This window comes from Salmonella sp. A7 (assembly GCF_020181675.1).
Classification (GTDB): domain Bacteria; phylum Pseudomonadota; class Gammaproteobacteria; order Enterobacterales; family Enterobacteriaceae; genus Salmonella; species Salmonella enterica.
Genome location: NZ_CP084001.1, coordinates 642,372 through 663,832, shown reverse-complemented (window position 1 = coordinate 663,832; position 21,461 = coordinate 642,372). Strand labels below are relative to the sequence as shown.

Annotated in this window: 21 protein-coding genes, 2 pseudogenes and 1 riboswitch; of the genes and pseudogenes, 14 read left to right on the top strand and 9 right to left on the bottom strand. The window is 52.8% G+C overall.

The genetic code is table 11. From position 1 onward, the window contains the following. The first annotated feature begins 99 nt into the window (after positions 1-99). Positions 100-873, top strand: a complete 774-nt coding sequence (zupT, locus tag LCS67_RS03175) for a zinc transporter ZupT (RefSeq protein WP_000115874.1) — start codon at positions 100-102, stop codon at positions 871-873. Positions 874-939: 66 nt separating this feature from the next. Here the strand turns inward: zupT and LCS67_RS22760 are convergent, their stop codons facing one another. Next, positions 940-1,116 carry a hypothetical protein gene (locus LCS67_RS22760; RefSeq protein WP_000469257.1) on the bottom strand — a complete coding sequence of 59 codons (177 nt, stop codon included), beginning with the start codon at positions 1,114-1,116 and terminating at the stop codon, positions 940-942. A gap of 399 nt (positions 1,117-1,515) precedes the next feature. Between LCS67_RS22760 and LCS67_RS03170 the strand changes: the two genes are divergently transcribed. From LCS67_RS03170 to dsbI, 3 genes are read left to right on the top strand one after another with little or no spacing between them, the layout of a single operon-like run. After that, the gene (locus LCS67_RS03170) at positions 1,516-3,312 is read left to right on the top strand and encodes an aryl-sulfate sulfotransferase (RefSeq protein ID WP_000460265.1); all 1,797 of its coding nucleotides are present in this window, start codon (positions 1,516-1,518) and stop codon (positions 3,310-3,312) included. A 19-nt stretch (positions 3,313-3,331) separates the two neighbouring features. Then, positions 3,332-4,003, top strand: a complete 672-nt coding sequence (locus LCS67_RS03165) for a thiol:disulfide interchange protein DsbA/DsbL (protein WP_000096230.1) — start codon at positions 3,332-3,334, stop codon at positions 4,001-4,003. Between the two features lie 14 nt (positions 4,004-4,017). Next, positions 4,018-4,695, top strand: coding sequence for a protein-disulfide oxidoreductase DsbI (gene dsbI / locus LCS67_RS03160; RefSeq protein WP_000345576.1), 678 nt, complete (start codon positions 4,018-4,020; stop codon positions 4,693-4,695). A gap of 170 nt (positions 4,696-4,865) precedes the next feature. On the opposite strand, the gene ribB is transcribed toward dsbI, so the two are convergent. Continuing rightward, a complete protein-coding gene (ribB, locus tag LCS67_RS03155) occupies positions 4,866-5,519 on the bottom strand; it encodes a 3,4-dihydroxy-2-butanone-4-phosphate synthase (RefSeq protein WP_001076978.1) in 654 nt (217 codons plus the stop codon). 105 nt (positions 5,520-5,624) lie between these two features. Then, a riboswitch (FMN riboswitch) is annotated at positions 5,625-5,823 on the bottom strand. Positions 5,824-5,955: 132 nt separating this feature from the next. On the opposite strand from ribB, the gene ubiK reads away from it, so the two are divergent. Continuing rightward, positions 5,956-6,252, top strand: coding sequence for a ubiquinone biosynthesis accessory factor UbiK (gene ubiK, locus LCS67_RS03150; protein WP_000566824.1), 297 nt, complete (start codon positions 5,956-5,958; stop codon positions 6,250-6,252). Between the two features lie 73 nt (positions 6,253-6,325). On the opposite strand, the gene glgS is transcribed toward ubiK, so the two are convergent. Beyond that, positions 6,326-6,535 carry a cell surface composition regulator GlgS gene (gene glgS, locus LCS67_RS03145; RefSeq protein WP_000928927.1) on the bottom strand — a complete coding sequence of 70 codons (210 nt, stop codon included), beginning with the start codon at positions 6,533-6,535 and terminating at the stop codon, positions 6,326-6,328. 257 nt (positions 6,536-6,792) lie between these two features. Between glgS and LCS67_RS03140 the strand changes: the two genes are divergently transcribed. The 3 genes from LCS67_RS03140 (at position 6,793) to LCS67_RS03130 (ending at position 9,409) form a co-directional block, all read left to right on the top strand. Then, the gene (locus tag LCS67_RS03140) at positions 6,793-7,413 is read left to right on the top strand and encodes an OB-fold-containig protein (RefSeq protein WP_000171744.1); all 621 of its coding nucleotides are present in this window, start codon (positions 6,793-6,795) and stop codon (positions 7,411-7,413) included. An 18-nt stretch (positions 7,414-7,431) separates the two neighbouring features. Next, entirely contained in the window at positions 7,432-9,111 is a 1,680-nt protein-coding gene (locus LCS67_RS03135) for a flotillin family protein (RefSeq protein WP_031566695.1), read from the top strand. 238 nt (positions 9,112-9,349) lie between these two features. Next, on the top strand, positions 9,350-9,409 hold the full coding sequence (locus LCS67_RS03130; protein ID WP_001804776.1) for a type I toxin-antitoxin system Ibs family toxin: 60 nt from the start codon (positions 9,350-9,352) through the stop codon (positions 9,407-9,409). Positions 9,410-9,568: 159 nt separating this feature from the next. Here the strand turns inward: LCS67_RS03130 and hldE are convergent, their stop codons facing one another. The 3 genes from hldE to LCS67_RS03115 form a co-directional block, all read right to left on the bottom strand. Beyond that, on the bottom strand, positions 9,569-11,002 hold the full coding sequence (hldE, locus tag LCS67_RS03125; RefSeq protein ID WP_031566698.1) for a bifunctional D-glycero-beta-D-manno-heptose-7-phosphate kinase/D-glycero-beta-D-manno-heptose 1-phosphate adenylyltransferase HldE: 1,434 nt from the start codon (positions 11,000-11,002) through the stop codon (positions 9,569-9,571). A gap of 47 nt (positions 11,003-11,049) precedes the next feature. After that, a complete protein-coding gene (gene glnE / locus LCS67_RS03120; RefSeq protein WP_031566702.1) occupies positions 11,050-13,893 on the bottom strand; it encodes a bifunctional [glutamate--ammonia ligase]-adenylyl-L-tyrosine phosphorylase/[glutamate--ammonia-ligase] adenylyltransferase in 2,844 nt (947 codons plus the stop codon). A gap of 117 nt (positions 13,894-14,010) precedes the next feature. After that, positions 14,011-15,312 carry an inorganic triphosphatase gene (locus tag LCS67_RS03115; RefSeq protein WP_000046223.1) on the bottom strand — a complete coding sequence of 434 codons (1,302 nt, stop codon included), beginning with the start codon at positions 15,310-15,312 and terminating at the stop codon, positions 14,011-14,013. 241 nt (positions 15,313-15,553) lie between these two features. Between LCS67_RS03115 and LCS67_RS03110 the strand changes: the two genes are divergently transcribed. From LCS67_RS03110 to LCS67_RS22785, 3 genes and pseudogenes are all read left to right on the top strand, one after another. Next, the gene (locus LCS67_RS03110) at positions 15,554-16,168 is read left to right on the top strand and encodes a TIGR04211 family SH3 domain-containing protein (RefSeq protein ID WP_001125344.1); all 615 of its coding nucleotides are present in this window, start codon (positions 15,554-15,556) and stop codon (positions 16,166-16,168) included. Between the two features lie 62 nt (positions 16,169-16,230). Then, entirely contained in the window at positions 16,231-17,472 is a 1,242-nt protein-coding gene (locus tag LCS67_RS03105) for a multifunctional CCA addition/repair protein (RefSeq protein ID WP_000708454.1), read from the top strand. Between the two features lie 20 nt (positions 17,473-17,492). Next, positions 17,493-17,577, top strand: a pseudogene (locus LCS67_RS22785) (hypothetical protein); the annotation flags it as partial. Here the strand turns inward: LCS67_RS22785 and bacA are convergent. Both bacA and folB read right to left on the bottom strand, forming a co-directional pair. Then, positions 17,576-18,397: an undecaprenyl-diphosphate phosphatase gene (gene bacA, locus LCS67_RS03100; protein WP_001281933.1), complete on the bottom strand. Its 822-nt coding sequence runs from the start codon at positions 18,395-18,397 to the stop codon at positions 17,576-17,578. The pseudogene LCS67_RS22785 and the gene bacA overlap by 2 nt on opposite strands. Before the next feature lie 97 nt (positions 18,398-18,494). Then, on the bottom strand, positions 18,495-18,854 hold the full coding sequence (folB, locus tag LCS67_RS03095) for a bifunctional dihydroneopterin aldolase/7,8-dihydroneopterin epimerase (protein WP_000355776.1): 360 nt from the start codon (positions 18,852-18,854) through the stop codon (positions 18,495-18,497). Between the two features lie 106 nt (positions 18,855-18,960). Here folB and plsY point away from each other — a divergent pair, with 106 nt between their 5' ends. Together plsY and LCS67_RS03085 are read left to right on the top strand one after the other, a co-directional pair. After that, on the top strand, positions 18,961-19,578 hold the full coding sequence (gene plsY / locus LCS67_RS03090; protein ID WP_001272785.1) for a glycerol-3-phosphate 1-O-acyltransferase PlsY: 618 nt from the start codon (positions 18,961-18,963) through the stop codon (positions 19,576-19,578). 37 nt (positions 19,579-19,615) lie between these two features. Beyond that, positions 19,616-19,678 (top strand): annotated as a pseudogene (locus LCS67_RS03085) (hypothetical protein); the annotation flags it as partial. A gap of 123 nt (positions 19,679-19,801) precedes the next feature. Here the strand turns inward: LCS67_RS03085 and tsaD are convergent. Next, on the bottom strand, positions 19,802-20,815 hold the full coding sequence (gene tsaD / locus LCS67_RS03075; RefSeq protein WP_001264396.1) for a tRNA (adenosine(37)-N6)-threonylcarbamoyltransferase complex transferase subunit TsaD: 1,014 nt from the start codon (positions 20,813-20,815) through the stop codon (positions 19,802-19,804). Positions 20,816-21,042: 227 nt separating this feature from the next. Between tsaD and rpsU the strand changes: the two genes are divergently transcribed. Next, positions 21,043-21,258 (top strand): 30S ribosomal protein S21, encoded by a 216-nt coding sequence (rpsU, locus tag LCS67_RS03070; protein ID WP_001144069.1) that lies wholly within the window; start codon positions 21,043-21,045, stop codon positions 21,256-21,258. The last annotated feature ends 203 nt before the right edge of the window (positions 21,259-21,461 follow it).

The window sequence follows — 21,461 nt, the reverse complement described above, 5'->3', positions numbered from 1 at the left end:
TACGCTTTCTTCACAGAGGAAGAACTCAGATAACTATGATGAAGATCATCAGTTATTTTGAAGGTCAGGTTCGGACGGCAAATTGATAAGGAGTAATGGATGTCAGTACCACTTATTCTGACCTTACTGGCGGGCGCCGCCACCTTTATTGGCGCGTTTCTTGGCGTTCTCGGCCAAAAACCGTCTAATCGCGTGCTGGCTTTTTCTCTGGGCTTCGCCGCAGGGATCATGCTGCTCATCTCGCTGATGGAGATGCTGCCCGCCGCGCTTGATACCGAGGGAATGTCGCCCGTACTGGGCTACGGAATGTTTATTATCGGCCTGTTGGGCTACTTCGGGCTGGACCGCCTGCTTCCTCACGCTCATCCGCAGGATCTGGTGCAAAAGAGGCAGCAGCCGCTTCCCGGCTCGATAAAACGCACTGCGATTTTATTGACGCTCGGCATTAGCCTGCACAACTTTCCGGAAGGGATCGCCACCTTTGTCACTGCCAGCAGCAATCTTGAACTGGGTTTCGGCATCGCACTGGCGGTGGCGTTGCACAATATTCCTGAAGGTCTGGCGGTTGCCGGTCCGGTTTATGCCGCGACGGGCTCAAAACGTACCGCGATTTTTTGGGCCGGTATCTCCGGCATGGCGGAAATTCTTGGCGGCGTGCTGGCGTGGCTGATTTTGGGCAGTCTGGTTTCGCCAATCGTTATGGCGGCTATCATGGCGGCAGTCGCCGGTATTATGGTGGCGCTCTCCGTCGATGAACTGATGCCGCTGGCAAAAGAGATCGATCCTAACAATAACCCCAGCTATGGCGTGCTTTGCGGTATGTCCATCATGGGGCTCAGTCTCGTCATTTTGCAGACGATAGGTATCGGTTAAGAGAAACCTCGCGCCGGATGCAGGCCTTTAGCCAGGCAACATCCGGCTGCCCGTCAAGGATATGCGCTATTTCTGCTCATTCATCACGCTGTCGCCTTCGTTCGTCTGGCGAAAACGTTTCGTTCGCGCTTCAAGTAATGCATCTCTGTCTTGCCGAAACGCTCTGCAATAACGCTTCATATGGCAAATATACCCTACTACCACCAGAACGATTAATATTATCCAATACCAAGCAATAAACATCCTTTTTACCCTTAAAATTTAACATCACTAAACATTTAACGTTAAAATTTTACATACCCTTATTTTGACGTATTCATATACTGGCATATTTGTGGAACAAATAAATGATTTTGATCATATAAATCAGTGGTGAAACACAATAATGAAAGAGGTATTAAGCAGAAAACAATGTCGATAAGATCACACTTCGTACTAATTTATATTGTTCTTAAAATATCACACTCCTACTATCGACTCACTCAGGCAATTAAAAAATATTGATACAAAATATACTTTAAAATAAGTAATAGCATCATGACTTATATTTAAAGACCAATCATTTACCTCATTTATCATTAATAAAAACATAGTATATACAGAAGTATTATATTTAGAAGTTGTATATAAGGAGATATATCCATGTTTGACCAATACCGGAAAACAATACTTGCCGGTGCCGTCGCACTGACATGCGGACTCACCGCAGCCAGTACGTTTGCCGCAGGTTTTCAACCGGCGCAGCCCGCAGGAAAATTAGGCGCAGTCGTTGTCGATCCTTACGGTAATGCCCCTCTCACCGCACTGGTGGAATTAGATAGCCATGTTATTTCAGACGTTAAAGTTACTGTACATGGCAAAGGGGAAAAAGGCGTTCCCGTTACTTATACCGTTGGGAAAGAGTCTTTAGAAACCTATGACGGTATTCCTATTTTTGGCCTTTATCAGAAATTTGCCAACAACGTCACAGTAGAATATAAAGAAAACGGCAAAGCCATGAAGGATGACTATGTGGTGCAGACGTCCGCCATCGTCAACCATTATATGGATAACCGTTCTATTTCAGATCTCCAGCAAACGAAAGTTATTAAAGTCGCGCCAGGATTTGAAGATCGCCTTTATCTGGTAAATACCCATACCTTTACGCCGCAGGGCGCTGAATTTCACTGGCACGGCGAAAAAGATAAAAATGCGGGCATTCTTGATGCCGGTCCGGCGGGCGGGGCTTTGCCTTTCGATATCGCCCCTTATACGTTTGTGGTCGACACCCAGGGTGAATATCGCTGGTGGCTGGATCAAGATACCTTCTACGACGGCCACGATATGAATATCAACAAACGCGGCTACCTGATGGGTATTCGTGAAACGCCTCGCGGCACCTTTACCGCGGTGCAGGGCCAACACTGGTACGAGTTTGACATGATGGGGCAAATTCTTGCCGATCATAAACTGCCGCGCGGGTTCCTGGATGCGTCTCATGAATCCATCGAAACCGTGAACGGCACCGTACTGCTGCGCGTCGGCAAACGCGATTACCGCAAAGAAGACGGCATACATGTTCATACGATTCGTGACCAAATCATTGAGGTCGATAAGTCTGGCCGCGTAGTAGACGTTTGGGATTTAACCAAAATCCTCGACCCTATGCGTGATGCGCTGCTAGGCGCGCTGGATGCGGGCGCAGTATGCGTGAATGTCGATCTGGCCCATGCCGGACAGCAGGCGAAACTCGAACCGGATACGCCGTATGGCGATGCACTTGGCGTTGGTGCCGGTCGTAACTGGGCGCACGTCAACTCTATCGCTTATGACGCGAAAGACGACTCCATCATCCTTTCTTCCCGCCATCAGGGTATTGTAAAAATTGGTCGCGATAAGCAGGTGAAATGGATACTGGCACCGTCTAAAGGCTGGAATAAGCAGCTAGCCAGTAAATTGCTGAAGCCGGTAGACGATCATGGTAAGCCGTTGACCTGTGACGAAAACGGCAAGTGTAAGGACACCGATTTCGATTTCACCTATACCCAACATACGGCATGGCTTTCCAGCAAAGGCACGTTAACGGTCTTTGATAACGGCGATGGTCGCGGCCTGGAGCAACCGGCTCTACCGACCATGAAATATTCCCGTTTTGTCGAATATAAGATCGATGAGAAGAAAGGCACCGTACAACAAGTTTGGGAATACGGTAAAGAACGTGGATATGATTTCTATAGTCCTATTACCTCGGTTGTTGAATATCAAAAAGACCGCGACACCATGTTCGGCTTTGGCGGTTCTATTAACCTGTTCGATGTTGGTAAACCCACAGTCGGCAAACTGAATGAGATTGACTATAAAACGAAAGAAGTGAAAGTTGAAATTGATGTGCTGTCGGATAAACCCAACCAGACTCACTATCGTGCGTTACTGGTTCATCCAACGCAAATGTTTAAATAAATCACGGGAAGGAATTAATATGTCATCTAAATGGATTACCTCTTTATTTAAAAGCGTAGTATTAACCGCGGCATTGGTCACTCCTTTTGCGGCATCGGCTTTTACCGAGGGCACAGATTATATGGTTCTGGAGAAACCAATTCCTAATGCGGATAAAACGCTGATTAAGGTATTTAGCTATGCCTGCCCTTTCTGCTACAAATATGACAAAGCCGTAACAGGTCCGGTTTCTGATAAAGTAGCCGATCTCGTTACGTTCACCCCGTTCCACCTGGAAACAAAAGGCGAATATGGAAAACAGGCCAGCGAAGTATTTGCAGTCCTGATCGCCAAAGATAAAGCTGCCGGGATTTCGTTATTTGATGCTAAATCACAATTCAAAAAAGCGAAGTTCGCCTGGTACGCGGCTTACCATGATAAGAAAGAGCGCTGGTCAGATGGGAAAGATCCGGCAGCATTTATTAAAACCGGGCTGGACGCCGCAGGCATGAGCCAGGCTGATTTTGAAGCGGCGCTGAAAGATCCTGCCGTTCAGGAGACTCTGGAAAAATGGAAAGCCGCCTATGACGTTGCCAAAATTCAGGGTGTTCCGGCTTACGTCGTCAACGGCAAGTACCTTATCTATACCAAAAACATCAAATCCATCGATTCTATGGCTGAACTCGTCCGGGAACTGGCCACTAAAAAATAAGCAGGGAAACGATTATGGATTTTATTAAGGGATTATGGCGAGACCTACGCGCAAGACCAGTAGATACGCTGGTGAGATGGCAGGAACAGCGCTTTCTGTGGCTGTTAATGGCCATCGCGATGGGAGGGTTAATTATCCTGGCGCACTCGTTCTTCCAAATCTATCTCTACATGGCGCCGTGCGAACAGTGTGTTTACATTCGTTACGCGATGTTTGTGATGGTAATTGGCGGGGTGATTGCGGCGATAAATCCCAAAAATATCGTGCTGAAGCTGATTGGCTGCATCGCGGCGTTTTATGGCAGCATTATGGGCATTAAGTTTTCTATTAAGCTTAATGGTATCCATCATGCGGTACATAATGCGGACCCCGATTCACTTTTTGGCGTGCAAGGATGTTCGACTGACCCGACCTTTCCTTTCAACTTACCGTTGGCGGAATGGGCACCGGAGTGGTTTAAACCTACCGGAGACTGCGGTTATGACGCGCCTATCGTCCCTGATGGCGTAACGCTCAGTAGCGTACAGCAGTGGTTTGTCGATCTCTACCAGCAGTCCGAAGGCTGGTATCTGCTTCCGCCCTGGCACTTTATGAACATGGCGCAGGCATGTATGTTGGCCTTTGGGTTGTGCCTGATTCTGCTGCTGGTGATGAGCGGCGCCTGGGCATTGAAACTGGCCAGAGGAAAATAACCTGAATAGATAAACCAAAGCAGAGGTCTGCATTCAGGCCTCTGCTTTTCTCACAATAATTTTACCATTCAGCTTATTCGTCGTCCTTTGAAACTGAACAATATGGCACCGAAGGAATACAAAAAAGCCGATGACATCTCATCGGCTTTTTTCAACCATGATCCGTTCGATCAGCTGGCTTTGCGCTCATGCGCCTGGCGGTAAGCCACCAGATCTTCAATCGTGACCACCGCCATATTATGCTGGCCTGCAAACGCGATACACTCCGGCGCGCGCGCCATCGTCCCATCGTCGTTAGTCAACTCGCACAGTACACCTGCAGGTTTAAAACCAGCCAGCGTCATCAGATCGATGGTCGCCTCCGTATGACCGCCGCGCGTCAGCACGCCGCCCGCCTGAGCGCGTAGTGGGAAAACGTGCCCCGGACGGTTAAGATCGGACGGTTTTGCGCCATCCTTAATTGCCGCACGCACCGTAGTGACACGGTCAGCGGCGGAAACGCCGGTGGTCACGCCTTCTGCGGCTTCAATGGTCACGGTAAAACCGGTGCCGTAGGCGCTGGTGTTGTTTTCCACCATCATTGGCAAGTCGAGCTGCTTACGACGGTCTTCAGTAATACACAGGCAAACAATACCGCTACCGTGACGAATGGTTAACGCCATCTGTTCTACGGTCATCGTCTCTGCGGGGAAAATCATATCGCCTTCGTTTTCACGATCTTCATCATCAAGCACCATCACACCGCGTCCTTCACGCAGCGCATCCAGTGCAAGTTCAACACGTTCAAAAGGCGTACCAAAAGAGGAAAGTAGCGTCTGATTCATGGTAAAAAAACCTCATTAACATTATGGTTACCAGAATCAGGGCAGTCTTAGGAGTGCCGACAAGCGGCAAAAAAATAACGTGAGCGGGTCCATGCCCGACTGGATCGTTACCCTCTCCCATCCGGACTTTAACCGTCGGCCCCGGAATTACACCGGATCTGCTGACCTTTTCGCTATGGCAAAAAGCGCTCGCGGGCTTTCAACCTGCTCTCCGCGTTCCGTCACGGCGCGCCGTGATGAGAAATGCGTTAAACATCGCTGATTTACCGCCGGTGGGGAATTTCGCCCCGCCCTGAGAATAAGCGGGTTAACTATAACGCTATTGATTACCTTCATCAACGCCTTTACTCCGTATGACGTCACACAATTCTGGTTTATGGCGTCCACATATCGCACTACAATAAGAGCTAACACTTACCAGTTCAGGGAAACCACAATGATTGACCCGAAAAAAATTGAGCAAATCGCACGCCAGGTTCATGAGTCAATGCCGAAAGGTATTCGCGAGTTCGGGGAAGATATCGAGAAAAAAATCCGTCAAACGCTGCAATCTCAGCTGACGCGTCTCGATCTGGTGAGCCGCGAAGAGTTTGATGTCCAGACTCAGGTCTTGCTGCGCACCCGGGAAAAACTGGCGCTGCTGGAGCAACGCCTCAGCGAACTGGAAGCTCGTGACAAGCCTGAAGAAGTAAAACCTGCGCCCGCCATCCCGCCAGTCGATCCACAAGAGTAAAAACGTGAACGGGCCTGACGGCCCGCTCATATAAGATCTGAATAATGCCCTGCACCTGTAAAGGGAGCCTGCATTAGTGTTCTAATTCTAACCTTTTCGCCTGAGTCGCCTGCTGGCAGTAAAGCGCGTAACGCTTGCAAAACCAGTCGCGGTGCTCCTCGTCCATATTGCCGGTTACCGCCTGGATATCAACAGGACGCCCCTCCGCCTGCATTCTGGCAAAACTGCGCGCCAGAAAATCGAAATTATTTAATGAATAGACGTTATTGTTGTTCATCAGCATACCCTCCAGTTATTGAATTCTGTTAAGGCTATATGCTTTTTCTGATTTCAGTATTTCCCTATATGTACGGCGGTTTTATACATAACGTGCGCAAATTTAATGCGCAAAATCACAATATTCACCAAAGATAGCGACGGATAAATCGCTTTTCGGACTTAAGGAGATATGGGTCACATGATATTGTAACGCAATGAAATAACAAGCATGAAAATTATCACGCGAACCCCCTTCTGAAGGCGGCGACAAGGATAGAAAATATGACCTTATTTGCGGAGTATAACAGCCCCTATCTGTTTGCCATCGCGTTCGTTTTCTTTATCGGCGTGCTGGAGATGATTTCTCTGATTTTTGGCCACTTTCTTTCAGGCACGCTCGACGCCCATCTCGATCATTATGACGCCCTGTCATCTGGCCCTGCGGGCCAGGCGCTTCATTATCTGAATATTGGACGCGTTCCCGCACTGGTCGTCCTCTGTCTATTGGCTGGTTATTTCGGCCTCTTCGGTATCCTCATCCAGCATGGCGGGATCATGCTCTGGCAAGCGCCGCTCAGCAATCTGCTGCTGGTCCCGTTGAGCATTGTCCTGTCGGTCTTTGCCGTGCATTACAGCGGAAAAATCCTCGCGCCCTGGCTACCCAGAGATGAAAGCTCCGCCCTCAGGGAAGAGGAATTTATCGGCGGCATGGCGATTATTACCGGCCACGCCGCCGTCGCCGGTACACCTTGCGAAGGAAAATTTACCGATAAGTTCGGCCAGATTCACTATTTACTGCTGGAACCCGAAAAGGGAAAAGAATTTAAAAAAGGAGACAAGGTGCTGATTGTCTGCCGACTTTCCGCAACGCGTTATTTGGCTGAGCGTACCTTCTATGTCTAATTGAGAGGAACTTACATAATGGATGATGTTTTTGGCATATTGCCATCATGGATGTTTACCGCCATCGTTGCGGTTATCGTCTTACTAATTATCGGGATCATTTTTGCTCGCCTCTATCGCCGCGCATCTGCGGAACAGGCGTTTGTCCGTACCGGGCTTGGCGGGCAAAAAGTGGTGATGAGCGGCGGCGCTATTGTGATGCCAATCTTTCACGAAATTATTCCGATCAATATGAATACCCTAAAACTTGAGGTCAGCCGTGCTACCGTCGACAGCCTGATCACCAAAGATCGTATGCGCGTTGACGTGGTCGTTGCTTTCTTCGTGCGTGTAAAACCCTCTGTTGAAGGTATTGCCACCGCCGCACAAACGCTTGGTCAGCGAACTCTGTCGCCGGAAGATCTGCGTATGCTGGTTGAGGATAAATTCGTTGACGCCTTACGCGCCACAGCAGCCCAGATGACGATGCATGAGCTACAGGACACGCGTGAAAACTTCGTTCAGGGCGTACAAAACACCGTTGCGGAAGATTTGTCGAAAAACGGCCTGGAACTGGAAAGCGTCTCATTAACCAACTTTAACCAAACGTCCAAAGAGCATTTCAACCCAAACAATGCTTTTGATGCCGAAGGTCTGACGAAACTGACGCAGGAAACCGAACGCCGCCGTCGTGAACGTAATGAAGTGGAACAGGATGTGGAAGTGGCGGTGCGCGAAAAGAACCGCGACGCGCTTGAACGCAAGCTGGAAATCGAGCAACAAGAAGCCTTTATGACTCTGGAGCAGGAGCAACAGGTTAAAACCCGCACCGCCGAACAAAACGCCAAAATTGCCGCTTTTGAGGCCGAGCGCCATCGTGAAGCAGAACAGACGCGCATTCTTGCTGAGCGGCAGATCCAGGAGACGGAGATCGAACGTGAGCAAGCAGTACGGTCCAGGAAAGTTGAGGCCGAGCGTGAAGTACGTATTAAAGAGATCGAACAGCAACAGGTGACAGAAATCGCCAACCAGACGAAATCTATCGCCATTGCCGCCAAATCCGAGCAGCAATCACAAGCGGAAGCGCGCGCCAACGACGCGCTGGCCGATGCGGTTCGCGCCCAGCAAAACGTAGAAACCACCCGCCAGACCGCCGAAGCGGATCGCGCCAAGCAGGTCGCTCTGATCGCCGCGGCGCAGGATGCGGAAACCAAAGCGGTCGAACTGACCGTTCGGGCAAAAGCAGAGAAAGAAGCGGCAGAATTGCAAGCCGCCGCCATCATCGAACTGGCGGAAGCAACGCGTAAAAAAGGTCTGGCGGAAGCCGAAGCGCAACGGGCGCTGAATGACGCTATCAACGTACTATCTGACGAACAAACCAGCCTCAAATTTAAACTAGCGCTCTTACAATCGTTGCCTGCTGTTATTGAGAAGTCTGTTGAACCGATGAGATCCATCGACGGCATTAAGATTATTCAGGTCGATGGCCTCAATCGCGGCGCGACGGCGGGCGACGTCGCCGCTGGCGGCGCTAACGGGGGAAACCTGGCGGAACAAGCGTTATCTGCCGCGCTCACCTATCGTACCCAAGCGCCGCTGATCGATTCGCTGTTAAACGAGATTGGCATCGCTGGCGGCTCGCTAAAGGCGCTGACCACGCCGTTGGTTTCATCGACAACGGATGAGATTAATCGCGAAGCAACGGTAAAAGAGCAATAACCCCCGCCATATCTCCTGTCCCTGGTCATAAGACCGGGGATTTTTTTATCTTTTTTCCACCTTGTCTGTACAAAGCGTTATGACCAGCAGGCCGTTTTGCGTGGGCGATCCAGTAACGCAAAATCGGCGGGAGAAAGCCCTTGCGCCAGACAGGCCACTCACCAACAATCGCGATGTCAGCAAGGGGCTGAAACGGGAAAGCCCCTCCCGAGGAAGGGGCTTTAATAAGGAAAGGGTTATGATGCACCAGGTCATCATACTGATTGTTCTGTTACTGATAAGTTTCGCAGCTTACTAACAGCCAATCAGAGGGGGGAGAGATCCCCTCTCACCCTTATTCCTTTACTTTAGGTCGAAAAAAAAGCAGCGTCAACCGCGAGATACGCGTCGAAACAAAATGTCCGACGCGCCTTCAAAATCAGCGCCTGCAGCGTCTGTAACGCCTGATGACGCGGTTTTACTTCTCGCTCTCGGTCTGGATCTTTTTGATGATATTGGTCGTGGAACAACCATCTTCGAAGTTCAGCACCATGACTTCGCCGCCGTTGGCCCAGACCTCTTCGCTGCCCGCGATCTCTTCCGGCTTATAGTCGCCGCCTTTTACCAGCAGATCCGGCAGAATACCGGCAATCAGTCGTTGCGGCGTATCCTCTTCAAAAGAGACAACCCAGTCGACCGACTCCAGCGCGCCCAGCACAATCATACGCTGTTCGAGCGGATTAACCGGACGGCTGTCGCCTTTCAGACGTTTAGTCGAGGCGTCACTATTGACCGCAACAATCAGGCGGTCGCCCAGTTTGCGCGCGTTCGCCAGATAAGAGACGTGGCCCGCGTGCAGAATATCGAAAACGCCGTTGGTCATGACCACTTTCTCGCCACGCTTACGCGCGCTGGCGACGGCCTGTCTCAACTCCTCTTCGGTCATGACGCCGAAGCCGGTATCCGCGCGTCCGCGCACTGCGTTTTCCAGCTCAATAGGGGAAACCGTTGACGTCCCGAGTTTACCTACCACTACGCCCGCCGCCGCATTGGCGAAATAACACGCCTCCTCCAGGGTATTTCCCGCCGCCAGCGTCGCCGCCAGCACGCCGATCACCGTATCGCCCGCACCGGTAACATCATAAACTTCCTGCGCCTGCGTCGGCATATGTAGCGGCGCTTTATTCGGTTGCAGCAGCGTCATTCCCTGTTCGGAACGCGTGACCAACAGCGCGGAAAGGCCGTAATCGGCAATGAGCTTCATGCCGCGTTCAACCAGTTCGTCTTCGCTTTTACATTTCCCCGCGACCGCCTCGAATTCAGAAAGGTTTGGCGTCAGCAGCGTGGCGCCGCGGTAACGTTCAAAATCCGTTCCTTTCGGATCGATGAGCACCGGCACGCCCGCCTGGCGCGCCAGGGAAATCATAGTCTGCACGCTGGTCAGAGCGCCTTTGGCATAATCGGACAATACCAGCGCGCCGATCGATCCCAGCGCCTGGTTGATACGCTCATGCAACGGCTGCGGGTCCACGCCCTCAAAGCCTTCTTCAAAATCAAGACGAATGAGCTGCTGATTACGTGATAGTACGCGCAGTTTGGTAATCGTCGGATGCGTCGGCACAGAAACGAAGTCGCACTTCACATTGACCTCCGCCAACGTTTTGCTCAGCGCGCGCGCGGCGTCATCAATACCCGTCAGGCCGACCAGACGGGCGTTCGCTCCCAGAGACGCAATGTTCATCGCCACGTTCGCCGCGCCGCCCGGACGTTCCTCAACGGTATTTACCTTAACCACGGGCACCGGCGCTTCCGGTGAAATACGGCAAGTGGGGCCATACCAATAGCGATCCAGCATTACATCACCCACAACCATGACGCCTGCACGTTCAAACGCTGGCAGATTTACTTTCATTCCTGTCTCCTGAGAGATTCAAAATTTGCGCGCGATAATAGCATAATTCAAACGGCTACCAGCCACTTCCGCCAGCTTGCCTGCACCAGCGCGCGCTCTTTGCTAAAACACGTCTGCGCCACATGACCGGGAAGCTCCTGCAACGCCAGGTGGTGCAGTTCATCACGCAGTGTGGTGTAGGCTACCGTCAGCGCCTGCGCCTCGTGATCATCCATAATGCCGTTTTGCGCCAGAAGCTCCAGGATGCGCACGTTATCAGACCAGCGCGTTAATTTAGGTTTTTCATGAGCGTAGCGCAGTACCAGATATTGCGCGATAAACTCAATATCCGTAATACCGCCTTCATCAGCTTTAATATCAAAACGATCGCGATGCTTATTGCCGAGATGCGCCCGCATTTTCTCGCGCATTTCACGCACTTCAGTCTGCAATGTCTTGCCGTCGCGCGCCGTCGTCATGATAGTGCGGCGTACCGCATCAAACTGTGAGGTAAGCTGCGGGTCGCCATATACCACGCGAGCGCGTACCAACGCCTGATGTTCCCAGGTCCAGGCTTCATGCTGCTGATAATCGGCAAACGCGTCCGCTGAAGTCACCAGCATTCCCGCCGCGCCAGAGGGGCGTAGACGCGCATCTACCTCATACAAAATGCCGGAGGAGGTGCGCGTACTGAACAGATGCATAATGCGCTGCGCCAGGCGCAGATAAAACTGCCGCCCGTCGATTTCGCGTTCGCCGTTGGTCATGACGTCCATCGGACAGTCATGCAGGAAGATGAGATCCAGATCGGAACTGTAGCCCAGCTCCCATCCGCCCAACTTGCCATAACCGACAACTGCAAACCCCCGCCCCTGGCGCTCGTCCAGATGCGCTGGCTGACCATAACGCGCAACCATTTGCGTCCACGCCTGCTGCACCACAGCATCAATCATCGCCTCCGCCAGCCATGTGAGGTGATCGCTCACTTTCATCACCGGCAGCGTACCGGCAATATCCGCCGCCGCAATCCGCAAAAGCTGTGCCTGTTTAAACTGGCGTAATGCCTCCAGTTGTTGTTCTTCGTCTTCTTCCGGCACGCGCAGCAAATATTGGCGTAATTCGTCGCGGTAAGCGTCTGTAGCCGTCGGCTGATAAAGCGTGCCGGGGTCGAGCAGTTCATCAAGCAACAACGGATAACGCGCCAGTTGGCTCGCTATCATTGGCGAAGCGGCGCAGAGCATAATCAGGTGTTTCAGCGCGCCGGGAAATTCGCTCAGCAGCTCCAGATAGGTGGTGCGAGTGACAATCCCCGCCAGCAACGGCGTTATCCGCGATAGCGTAACAGCGGCGTCTTCGCGGGAACAAACGTCAGCAAGCAGGTGCGGCATCAGTTGGTCCAGCACTTGCCGCCCGCGCGGGCCGATAGGGCGTTTATCCAGTTCCTTACGGAAGTCAGCGATGAGGGTCAGAACTTGTCGCCGATCCTCATCGGCTAAATGCGCCAGCACTGGCGTCGAATCATCCTCCTGTAGCGCATCCTGCCATACTTCACGCCACGGCTCTGAACGTTCTTCCTCCTGCGGGGTATCGGCTTCATCATCGCCAATTAATTCGTTGAATACGCGGCGTACATTAGCCATATGATCCGTCAGTTCGCCAACAAGCTGCGGCCAATTCTCCGCCTTCATTCCCCAGGCCAGCCGCGCCCGATTCAGATCGTCGGCAGGCAGCGTTTGCGTCTGTTCGTCATTGATGCTTTGCAGCAGATTCTCCAGACGACGTAGAAAAAGATAGGCCACGCGCAGTTGCGCCACGTCATTCTCAGGCAGCAAATGCAGCGCAGCGATAGCATCCAACGTCGGCAGTAACGAACGCGACTGTAGCGACGGCTCGCGTCCGCCGCGGATCAGCTGGAATACCTGCACGATAAACTCAATTTCACGAATACCGCCCGCGCCAAGTTTAATGTTGTCTTTCAAACCGCGGCGTCGCACTTCGCGGGCGATCATCCCTTTCATATTGCGTAGCGACTGGATGACGCTGAAATCGATATAGCGGCGGAAAACGAAAGGTCGCAGCATGGCGCGTAATTCACGAGACCAGGCGTCGTCGTTATCGCCCATTAGCCGCGCTTTCACCATAGCGTAGCGTTCCCAGTCGCGTCCTTGTTCCTGATAGTAATCCTCCAGCGCGGCAAAACTCAGGACCAGCGGGCCGCTGTCGCCAAACGGTCGCAGGCGCATGTCCACCCGATAGACAAAACCATCCATTGTGGGCTGATCCAGCGCTTTGATCAGCCGCTGCCCGAGACGCGTAAAAAACTGGGCGTTATCGAGTTCACGGCGCCCGCCCCGGGTCTCGCCATGTTCCGGCCAAGCGAAAATCAGATCGATATCAGACGAAAAATTCAGTTCGCCTCCGCCCAGCTTGCCCATGCCTAAAATCAACAGCGGCTGCGGAACGCCCTGCGGGTTACAGGGGGTTCCCCATTCGCGGCAACAGGCGGCATACAGCCAGTCACGCGCCCCCACGATGAGCGTCTCCGCCAGATGGCTCAACTGTTGTAAAATAGTCTCGTCGTCCACCAGCGACAGCGTCTGCGCCCAGGCGATGCGTATCATGATGCGACGACGAAAAAGCCTCAGTTCACGCATCAGCGAGGCGTCGTCACAGACACCTGCCAACGCCTCCTGTAACCAGCCAGCATAATGTCGCCATTCATCAGCCTGCGGCGATGCGGATTCCAGTTCGGCAAGCCACTCCGGATGCGCTATCACGCTATCCAGCGCAAAATCGCTAAATGTAAGTACTGACTTCGCCTGCACGCTAAGCGATGTCTCAGTAAATCCTTCTGGTAGGCGCTCAACAACGGTCTGCCAGTACTGCGATAAGGGTGAAGAGAGCGGCGTCATTTAGGGGATATCCTTTAAATAATGCCGGATGGCGGCGTTTCGCCTGATCCGGCCTACAAGTCCGCATACCGTAAGCCTGATAAGCGCAGCGTCATCAGGCGCTTTCTACGGTTCTGATTATCGTTTTCCGCTGTGCAACCAGAACGGCTGCTGGTTAATGGCCTCATTACGGAAATGTTCAATTTCAATACGTTGCCCGGTAATAATGGCGTGACGCAATCCCTGCCAGTTCTCCAGCCATGCCTGCGCGACCATCGCATCATAATACCCGGCCAGCAGTAAAACGCTGTCAATATCGCGAGTCAAACGCGGCAGCTGGTCGCGATACTTATCACCCAGCGGTTGTCCAAAAACTTTTTTTAATTCAGCAGCATGACGAGAAAGATGAATGTCGGCGAAACGCTTAAAAGAATCGGCCATTTTGGCCTGCGCCTTCGCGTCCAAAAATGGCTGCCAGGCTTTCGTCACCAGCCATTCCGTCAATGCCAGTTTCGCCATCGCCGTTTGCGTACTATAAACGGCTGTGACGGCGGACACCGCGGATGTCATCGTCGCTTCCGCCTGGGTAAGTAGATCACGTAAGTGAGCGCTCGCTTTACGTGGAACAATGCCCCCAAAGAGCATTAAGGCATGGCGCACTAACCCCATAGCATCCAGCACGTGTTCTTTCGCCGACTCGTCGCCGCGCAGCCAGAGCTCTTCATGGTACTGCCACTGTGACAACGCCAGATCCAGCGAGGCCTCCAGCCCTTGCTCTACCGTGGCTTTCGCGGCAGTCCGCAGAATTGCCGTTGGTGTATTCTCTCGCGGCGCATTCCCCTGCGCCAGGTGATAACCTCGCGCCGCCTTACTCAGACTGCCCTGACGCAAACCGGTTTGCGACAGCAGTTGCTTCGCCAGTTTTAACACGGCGCGCGTATCGCCGCGAAGCAACTCAAGCTCCAGCTCACAAATCGGTTCGGCAAACTCGCCCGCTTTTACGTCGCCGAGATCGAGCGCAATTTCAATCCTGCTGCCGTCAACGTCCAGACACCATTTTTCCCGGTAAAAATCGGTACTGAACAGCGGCTGTACGCTTGATGCCAGGCCGGCGGGCAGGTTGCCATCCGGCCAGACCTCCGCCGGAAGTTGCGTCAGATCCAGCACGGGTTCGCTTAGCGCGACATTGTATTCGGGTCGCTGGTGCAGCCCGCCCGTTACCCGGCCGGCAATTTTCATGGTCATTTCATAGCGCCCATTTTCACCACGAATACGTAGCCCCATATCATGGCGGCGTAGCCAGTTATCAGGCGTTTCGAAGTAGATATTCAGCAACTGGCTGGGCGCATGATGCTCACCGCCGAGCGTATGAAGATGATTTCGCAGCGCATCTACGGCGTCGTGATTGACGATAAACTTTAATTCGATTTCCTGAGCCATGGCCTTGTACTTATGGGTTATGTCACATCTGGGAAGATTCTTGGCGAACTTACCCGCATTATTTTTGTCAGTAGATAGTATTTTGCGCCAAATTGCCATGCAACGAGCAATTTGACGGGCGTAAAAGTTTGACGTAGCGGCAAAGGCGACACAGATGATTCCGATTGATGTCGACTGCTTTGCGTAGCGACACTGATGCCGTTACTATCGTTCCACTTTCTCTGACAATAACGACAGCCTGATGCCAAAATTACGCCTGATTGGACTAACTTTACTTGCGCTTAGCGCCACCGCCGTCTCTCATGCTGAAGAGACGCGTTACGTTTCTGATGAACTGAATACCTGGGTCCGCAGCGGTCCGGGAGATAATTATCGCCTTGTGGGTACCGTCAACGCCGGCGAGGAAGTCACGCTCTTACAGAGCGATGCCAACTATGGTCAAATCAAAGACAGTTCTGGTCGTACTGCCTGGATACCGTTAAAAGAACTGAATACCACGCCAAGCCTGCGTACCCGCGTGCCGGATCTGGAAAATCAGGTCAAAACGTTGACCGATAAACTCAACAATATTGATACCACGTGGAATCAGCGCACCGCCGATATGCAGCAGAAAGTGGCGCAAAGCGACAGCGTCATCAACGGGCTAAAAGAAGAGAACCAGAAGCTGAAAAACGAGCTGATTGTCGCGCAGAAAAAAGTTAGCGCCGCGAATCTGCAGCTGGATGACAAACAGCGCACCATTATTATGCAGTGGTTTATGTATGGCGGCGGCGTATTGGGTATTGGCTTGCTGTTAGGGCTGGTGCTGCCGCATATGATCCCAAGCCGTAAACGCAAAGACCGCTGGATGAACTAAATCGCCTTCTCTGCGGCACTGTCTTATCATTAGAGGATGATCGTTTTTAAAAGGAAAGTGGCGTGAAGATTTATCTGGTCGGTGGTGCGGTTCGGGATGCGTTGTTAGGGCTACCGGTTAAAGATAAAGATTGGGTCGTTGTCGGCGCCACGCCGCAGGAGATGCTTGATGCGGGCTACCAGCAGGTAGGCCGTGATTTTCCTGTGTTTCTCCATCCGCAAACTCACGAAGAATACGCGCTGGCGCGTACCGAGCGTAAATCCGGTTCCGGCTACACGGGCTTCACCTGTTATGCCGCGCCGGACGTTACCCTGGAAGCCGATCTCCAGCGTCGCGATCTGACCATTAATGCTCTGGCGCGCGACGATGACGGCCAGATTATCGACCCTTACCACGGGCGCCGGGATCTGGAGGCGCGTCTACTGCGCCATGTCTCTCCCGCGTTTGGCGAAGATCCCTTGCGCGTATTGCGCGTGGCGCGTTTTGCCGCCCGTTACGCTCATCTGAGTTTCCGTATCGCCGATGAAACACTGTCGCTAATGCGCGACATGACCGCGGCAGGCGAGCTGGAACATCTGACGCCGGAACGGGTATGGAAAGAGACGGAAAATGCGCTTACCACCCGCAATCCGCAGGTTTACTTCCAGGTATTGCGCGACTGCGGCGCCCTGCGCGTCCTGTTTCCGGAAATCGACGCCCTGTTTGGCGTACCCGCGCCGGCAAAGTGGCATCCGGAAATTGATACCGGAGTTCATACGCTGATGACGCTGTCGATGGCCGCTATGCTCAGTCCGCAGCTTGATGTCCGTTTCGCCACGCTTTGTCATGATCTGGGCAAAGGCTTAACGCCGAAAAACCTCTGGCCGCGCCATCATGGCCACGGCCCGGCGGGCGTGAAACTGGTCGAACAGTTATGCCAGCGTTTGCGCGTCCCCAATGACCTGCGTGATTTAGCTAAACTGGTCGCCGAATACCACGATCTGATCCACACCTTTCCGATACTCCAGCCGAAAACGATCGTTAAGCTGTTTGACGCCATTGATGCATGGCGTAAACCGCAGCGCGTCGAGCAGATTGCGCTGACCAGCGAGGCCGATGTCCGTGGACGTACCGGATTTGAAGCGTCGGATTACCCGCAGGGGCGCTGGCTGCGTGAAGCCTGGCAGGTGGCGCAGGCGGTACCGACGAAAGAGGTGGTGGAGGCCGGATTTAAGGGCATTGAGATTCGCGAGGAGCTGACAAAGCGACGAATTGCAGCGGTCGCCAACTGGAAAGAGAAGCGCTGCCCGAACCCCGCCAGCTAAACGCCATCCGGCACGATAAATTGCCTGATGGCGCTGCGCTTATCAGACCGACAAAACAGTTAGGCCGGACAAGGCGGTACGCCGCCATCCGGCAGGTCAATCATCAGAAGAAGACAACGTAAACGGCAGCCGCCACCACAAAGCGGTAAATCGCAAACGGAATAAACGAGATACGCTTAATCAGTTGCAGGAAGGTCTTGATGGCGATCAGCGCCACCACAAACGCCGTCACAAAGCCCACTGCGAACATCGGAATATCCGCTGCGGTCAGGAATGACCAACTTTTGTAGAGATCCAGAACCGTTGCGCCCATCATCATCGGCACAGCCAGTAAGAACGAGAACTCAGAGGCGGCGTAACGGCTGACGCCCATTAGCATCCCACCGGAAATGGTCGCTCCGGAACGCGAGAAGCCCGGCCACAGCGCCAGACACTGGAAACAGCCAATCATAAACGCCTGACGATACGTCATATCATCCAGCCCCGGCGCGCGCGGTTCTTTCGGCTTCAGGCACTCGGCGGCAATCAGCAACAGACCGCCTACCACCAGCGCGTACATCACGTTAATCGGGTTAAATAGCGACTTGATCGTGTCATGAAAGACTAACCCCAGCACCACCGCCGGAATCATGCCCAGCAGGATGTGAATCAACGTTAATCGACCTTTACTTTCACCTTCACGCTGTAGCGGGCGGCCAAAGTGAATACCGATGAGACCAAACAACCGCCGCCAGAACATCACCACGACCGCCAGAATAGATCCAAGTTGAATCACCACTTCGAATGTCTTGGCCGTATCGCCTTCAAACCCCAGCAGATGACCCACAATAATCATATGGCCCGTGCTGGATACCGGCAAAAACTCCGTCAATCCTTCGACCACACCCAAAATTGCCGCTATCAGCAGCGAGTGCATATCGCTCATCAATAAACCCCTAAAATGAAAAACACTGCAAAAATGGATCTCGCGTTAAGACCCCATATATAACCGTTTGGTTTAAAAAATATAAAATTATTTATTTTTATTTCAGATTATTGCCACGCTCAATAATTACCCCTACGTTCGCCGCGCGCGCGACGGCGCCAGGCTTGCTCAGTTTGATGCGAACCCACGGAGAATTAAATCGGCTAAGCAGCAGATCCGCCACCTCTTCCGCCACGCGCTCGACCAGAGCAAAACGCCCGCCTTCGACATGATTTATCACCGTGTCGGCGATATCCGCGTAACTTAGACAATCTGCGACATCATCGCTTTTCGCCGACTTACGGTTATCCCACGCCATTTCGATATCGAACACCAGTTTTTGCTCGATAGTCTGTTCCCAGTCGTAAACACCGATAGTGGTGATTACCGAAAGTTGCTCTATAAATACAATATCCATCACGACCTGCCTGCTTTTTGGCTAACCCGGATACCACTTCCGGCGAAATGTGCGTATTATCCACAGAAATAGTAAATAAAACGACACTTTCAATACGGAACAGCTTATGAGTGCAATCGCGCCTGGAATGATCCTCTTCGCGTACCTCTGCGGCTCAATTTCCAGTGCCATTCTGGTTTGCCGCATCGCCGGGCTGCCCGATCCGCGAGAAAGCGGCTCCGGCAACCCGGGCGCGACGAACGTATTACGAATCGGTGGCAAGGGAGCGGCTGTCGCGGTACTTATTTTTGACATCCTTAAAGGCATGTTGCCCGTCTGGGGCGCGTATGCGTTAGGCGTTACCCCTTTCTGGCTGGGGCTTATCGCTATCGCCGCCTGTCTGGGGCATATCTGGCCAGTCTTTTTTGGCTTTAAAGGTGGGAAAGGCGTAGCAACCGCATTTGGTGCCATTGCGCCCATCGGCTGGGATTTAACCGGCGTTATGGCTGGCACCTGGCTGCTGACGGTCCTGTTAAGCGGTTATTCATCGTTAGGGGCGATTGTCAGCGCCTTGATTGCGCCGTTTTACGTCTGGTGGTTTAAACCGCAGTTCACCTTCCCGGTATCGATGCTGTCATGTCTCATTTTGCTGCGCCATCATGACAACATCCAGCGTCTGTGGCGTCGCCAGGAGACGAAAATCTGGACGAAGCTGAAAAAGAAACGCCAGAAAGATTCGGAGTAGTTTTTTACGCTATGCCGTGCCTGCGCATCGCCGGATAAATAGCTCGGTGATAGGCGTACATATCGAATCCGCCGCGCGTCACCCTTCCACCATTGGCGTGGTTAGGCGCGATTTTCGGCCTGATCTTCCTGGTGCTGCTGATCGTCACCGAGCTGTTGTGGATGCCCGTCGTTTTACTGTAAACCCGTTGGGGCGGCATGATGTTGCCCCCCTTTTTCCGCTTTTACGCCGCCGGCAGCTCGGCCAGCGGCCAGCGCGGACGTACCGTTACGCCAAGATCCGCCGTAACGCCCGCCTTAAACCGCACCATTCCGGCATAGGCGATCATCGCCCCGTTGTCAGTACAAAACTCCGGACGCGCATAGAACACTTCGCCGCGGCGTTTTTGCATCATTTCGGCAAGCTTCGCGCGCAGCGTGCGGTTAGCGCTGACGCCGCCCGCCATGACCAGACGCTTAAAACCGGTGCTTTCCAGCGCGCGCTTGCACTTGATCATCAGCGTATCCACGACCGCATCTTCAAAAGCGCGCGCGATATCAGCGCGAGTTTGTTCGTCGTCGCCATTACTACGAATGGTGTTAGCGGCAAAGGTTTTCAGACCGGAAAAACTAAAATCCAGCCCCGGGCGATCGGTCATCGGGCGCGGAAAGACAAAGCGTCCCGCCGTCCCCTGCGACGCCATTTTCGACAGCATCGGGCCGCCAGGATAATCCAGCCCCAACAATTTGGCGGTTTTATCAAACGCTTCACCAGCGGCATCATCAATCGACTCTCCCAGCAGTTCGTACTGACCGATTCCGGTCACGCTAATGAGCTGCGTATGTCCGCCGGAGACCAGTAGCGCCACAAACGGGAAATCCGGAGGGTTATCTTCCAGCATCGGCGCCAGCAGATGACCTTCCATATGGTGTACAGGAATGGCCGGCACAGTCCAGGCAAATGCCAGTGAACGCCCGACGGTTGCGCCGACCAGCAGCGCGCCGACCAGGCCCGGGCCTGCGGTATAGGCCACCGCGTCGATATCGCTCGCCGTCAAACCGGCTTCTTTTAATGCCGCCTGAATCAGCGGCACGGTTTTACGCACATGATCGCGGGAAGCCAGTTCAGGCACTACGCCGCCGTAGTCAGCATGTAATTTCACCTGACTATACAATTGGTTGGCTAACAGACCTTTTTTGTCGTCGTAAATAGCGATGCCGGTTTCATCGCAGGATGTTTCAATACCCAGTACACGCATGACTTGTTTTACCTCGCTCTAATACCGCGCAGTGTAGGTCGAATGCGGGTGGATGTATACCCTCAGTCCCGACTTCGTGTATACTCCCTCACCTTATAAAAGTCCCGTTCAAAAAAGGCCGCGGTGCTTTACAAAGCAGCAGCAATTGCAGTAAAATTCCGCACCATTTTGAAATAAGCTGGCGTTGATGCCAGCGGCAAACCGAATTAATCAAAGGTGAGAGGCACATGCCGGTAATTAAAGTACGTGAAAACGAGCCGTTCGACGTAGCTCTGCGTCGCTTCAAGCGTTCCTGCGAAAAAGCAGGTGTTCTGGCGGAAGTTCGTCGTCGTGAGTTCTATGAAAAACCGACGACCGAACGTAAGCGCGCTAAAGCTTCTGCAGTGAAACGTCACGCGAAGAAACTGGCTCGCGAAAACGCACGCCGTACTCGTCTGTACTAATCTTTTGAGAGCGGGCTGCTCTCAATTCAGATCGAGTTGTAGTTGTAAGGCCGTGCTTCCGAAAGGAATGCGCGGCTTGTTTTCGTTTATGCATTAGCATATACACAAAATCATTCATGCTGCGTCCAGGCGGCAAGAGAGCAAGTCCCCGGCGCTTACGCAAGTCAGCGACAGGGGTGAGCGAACGTAGTCAACACTGCGGC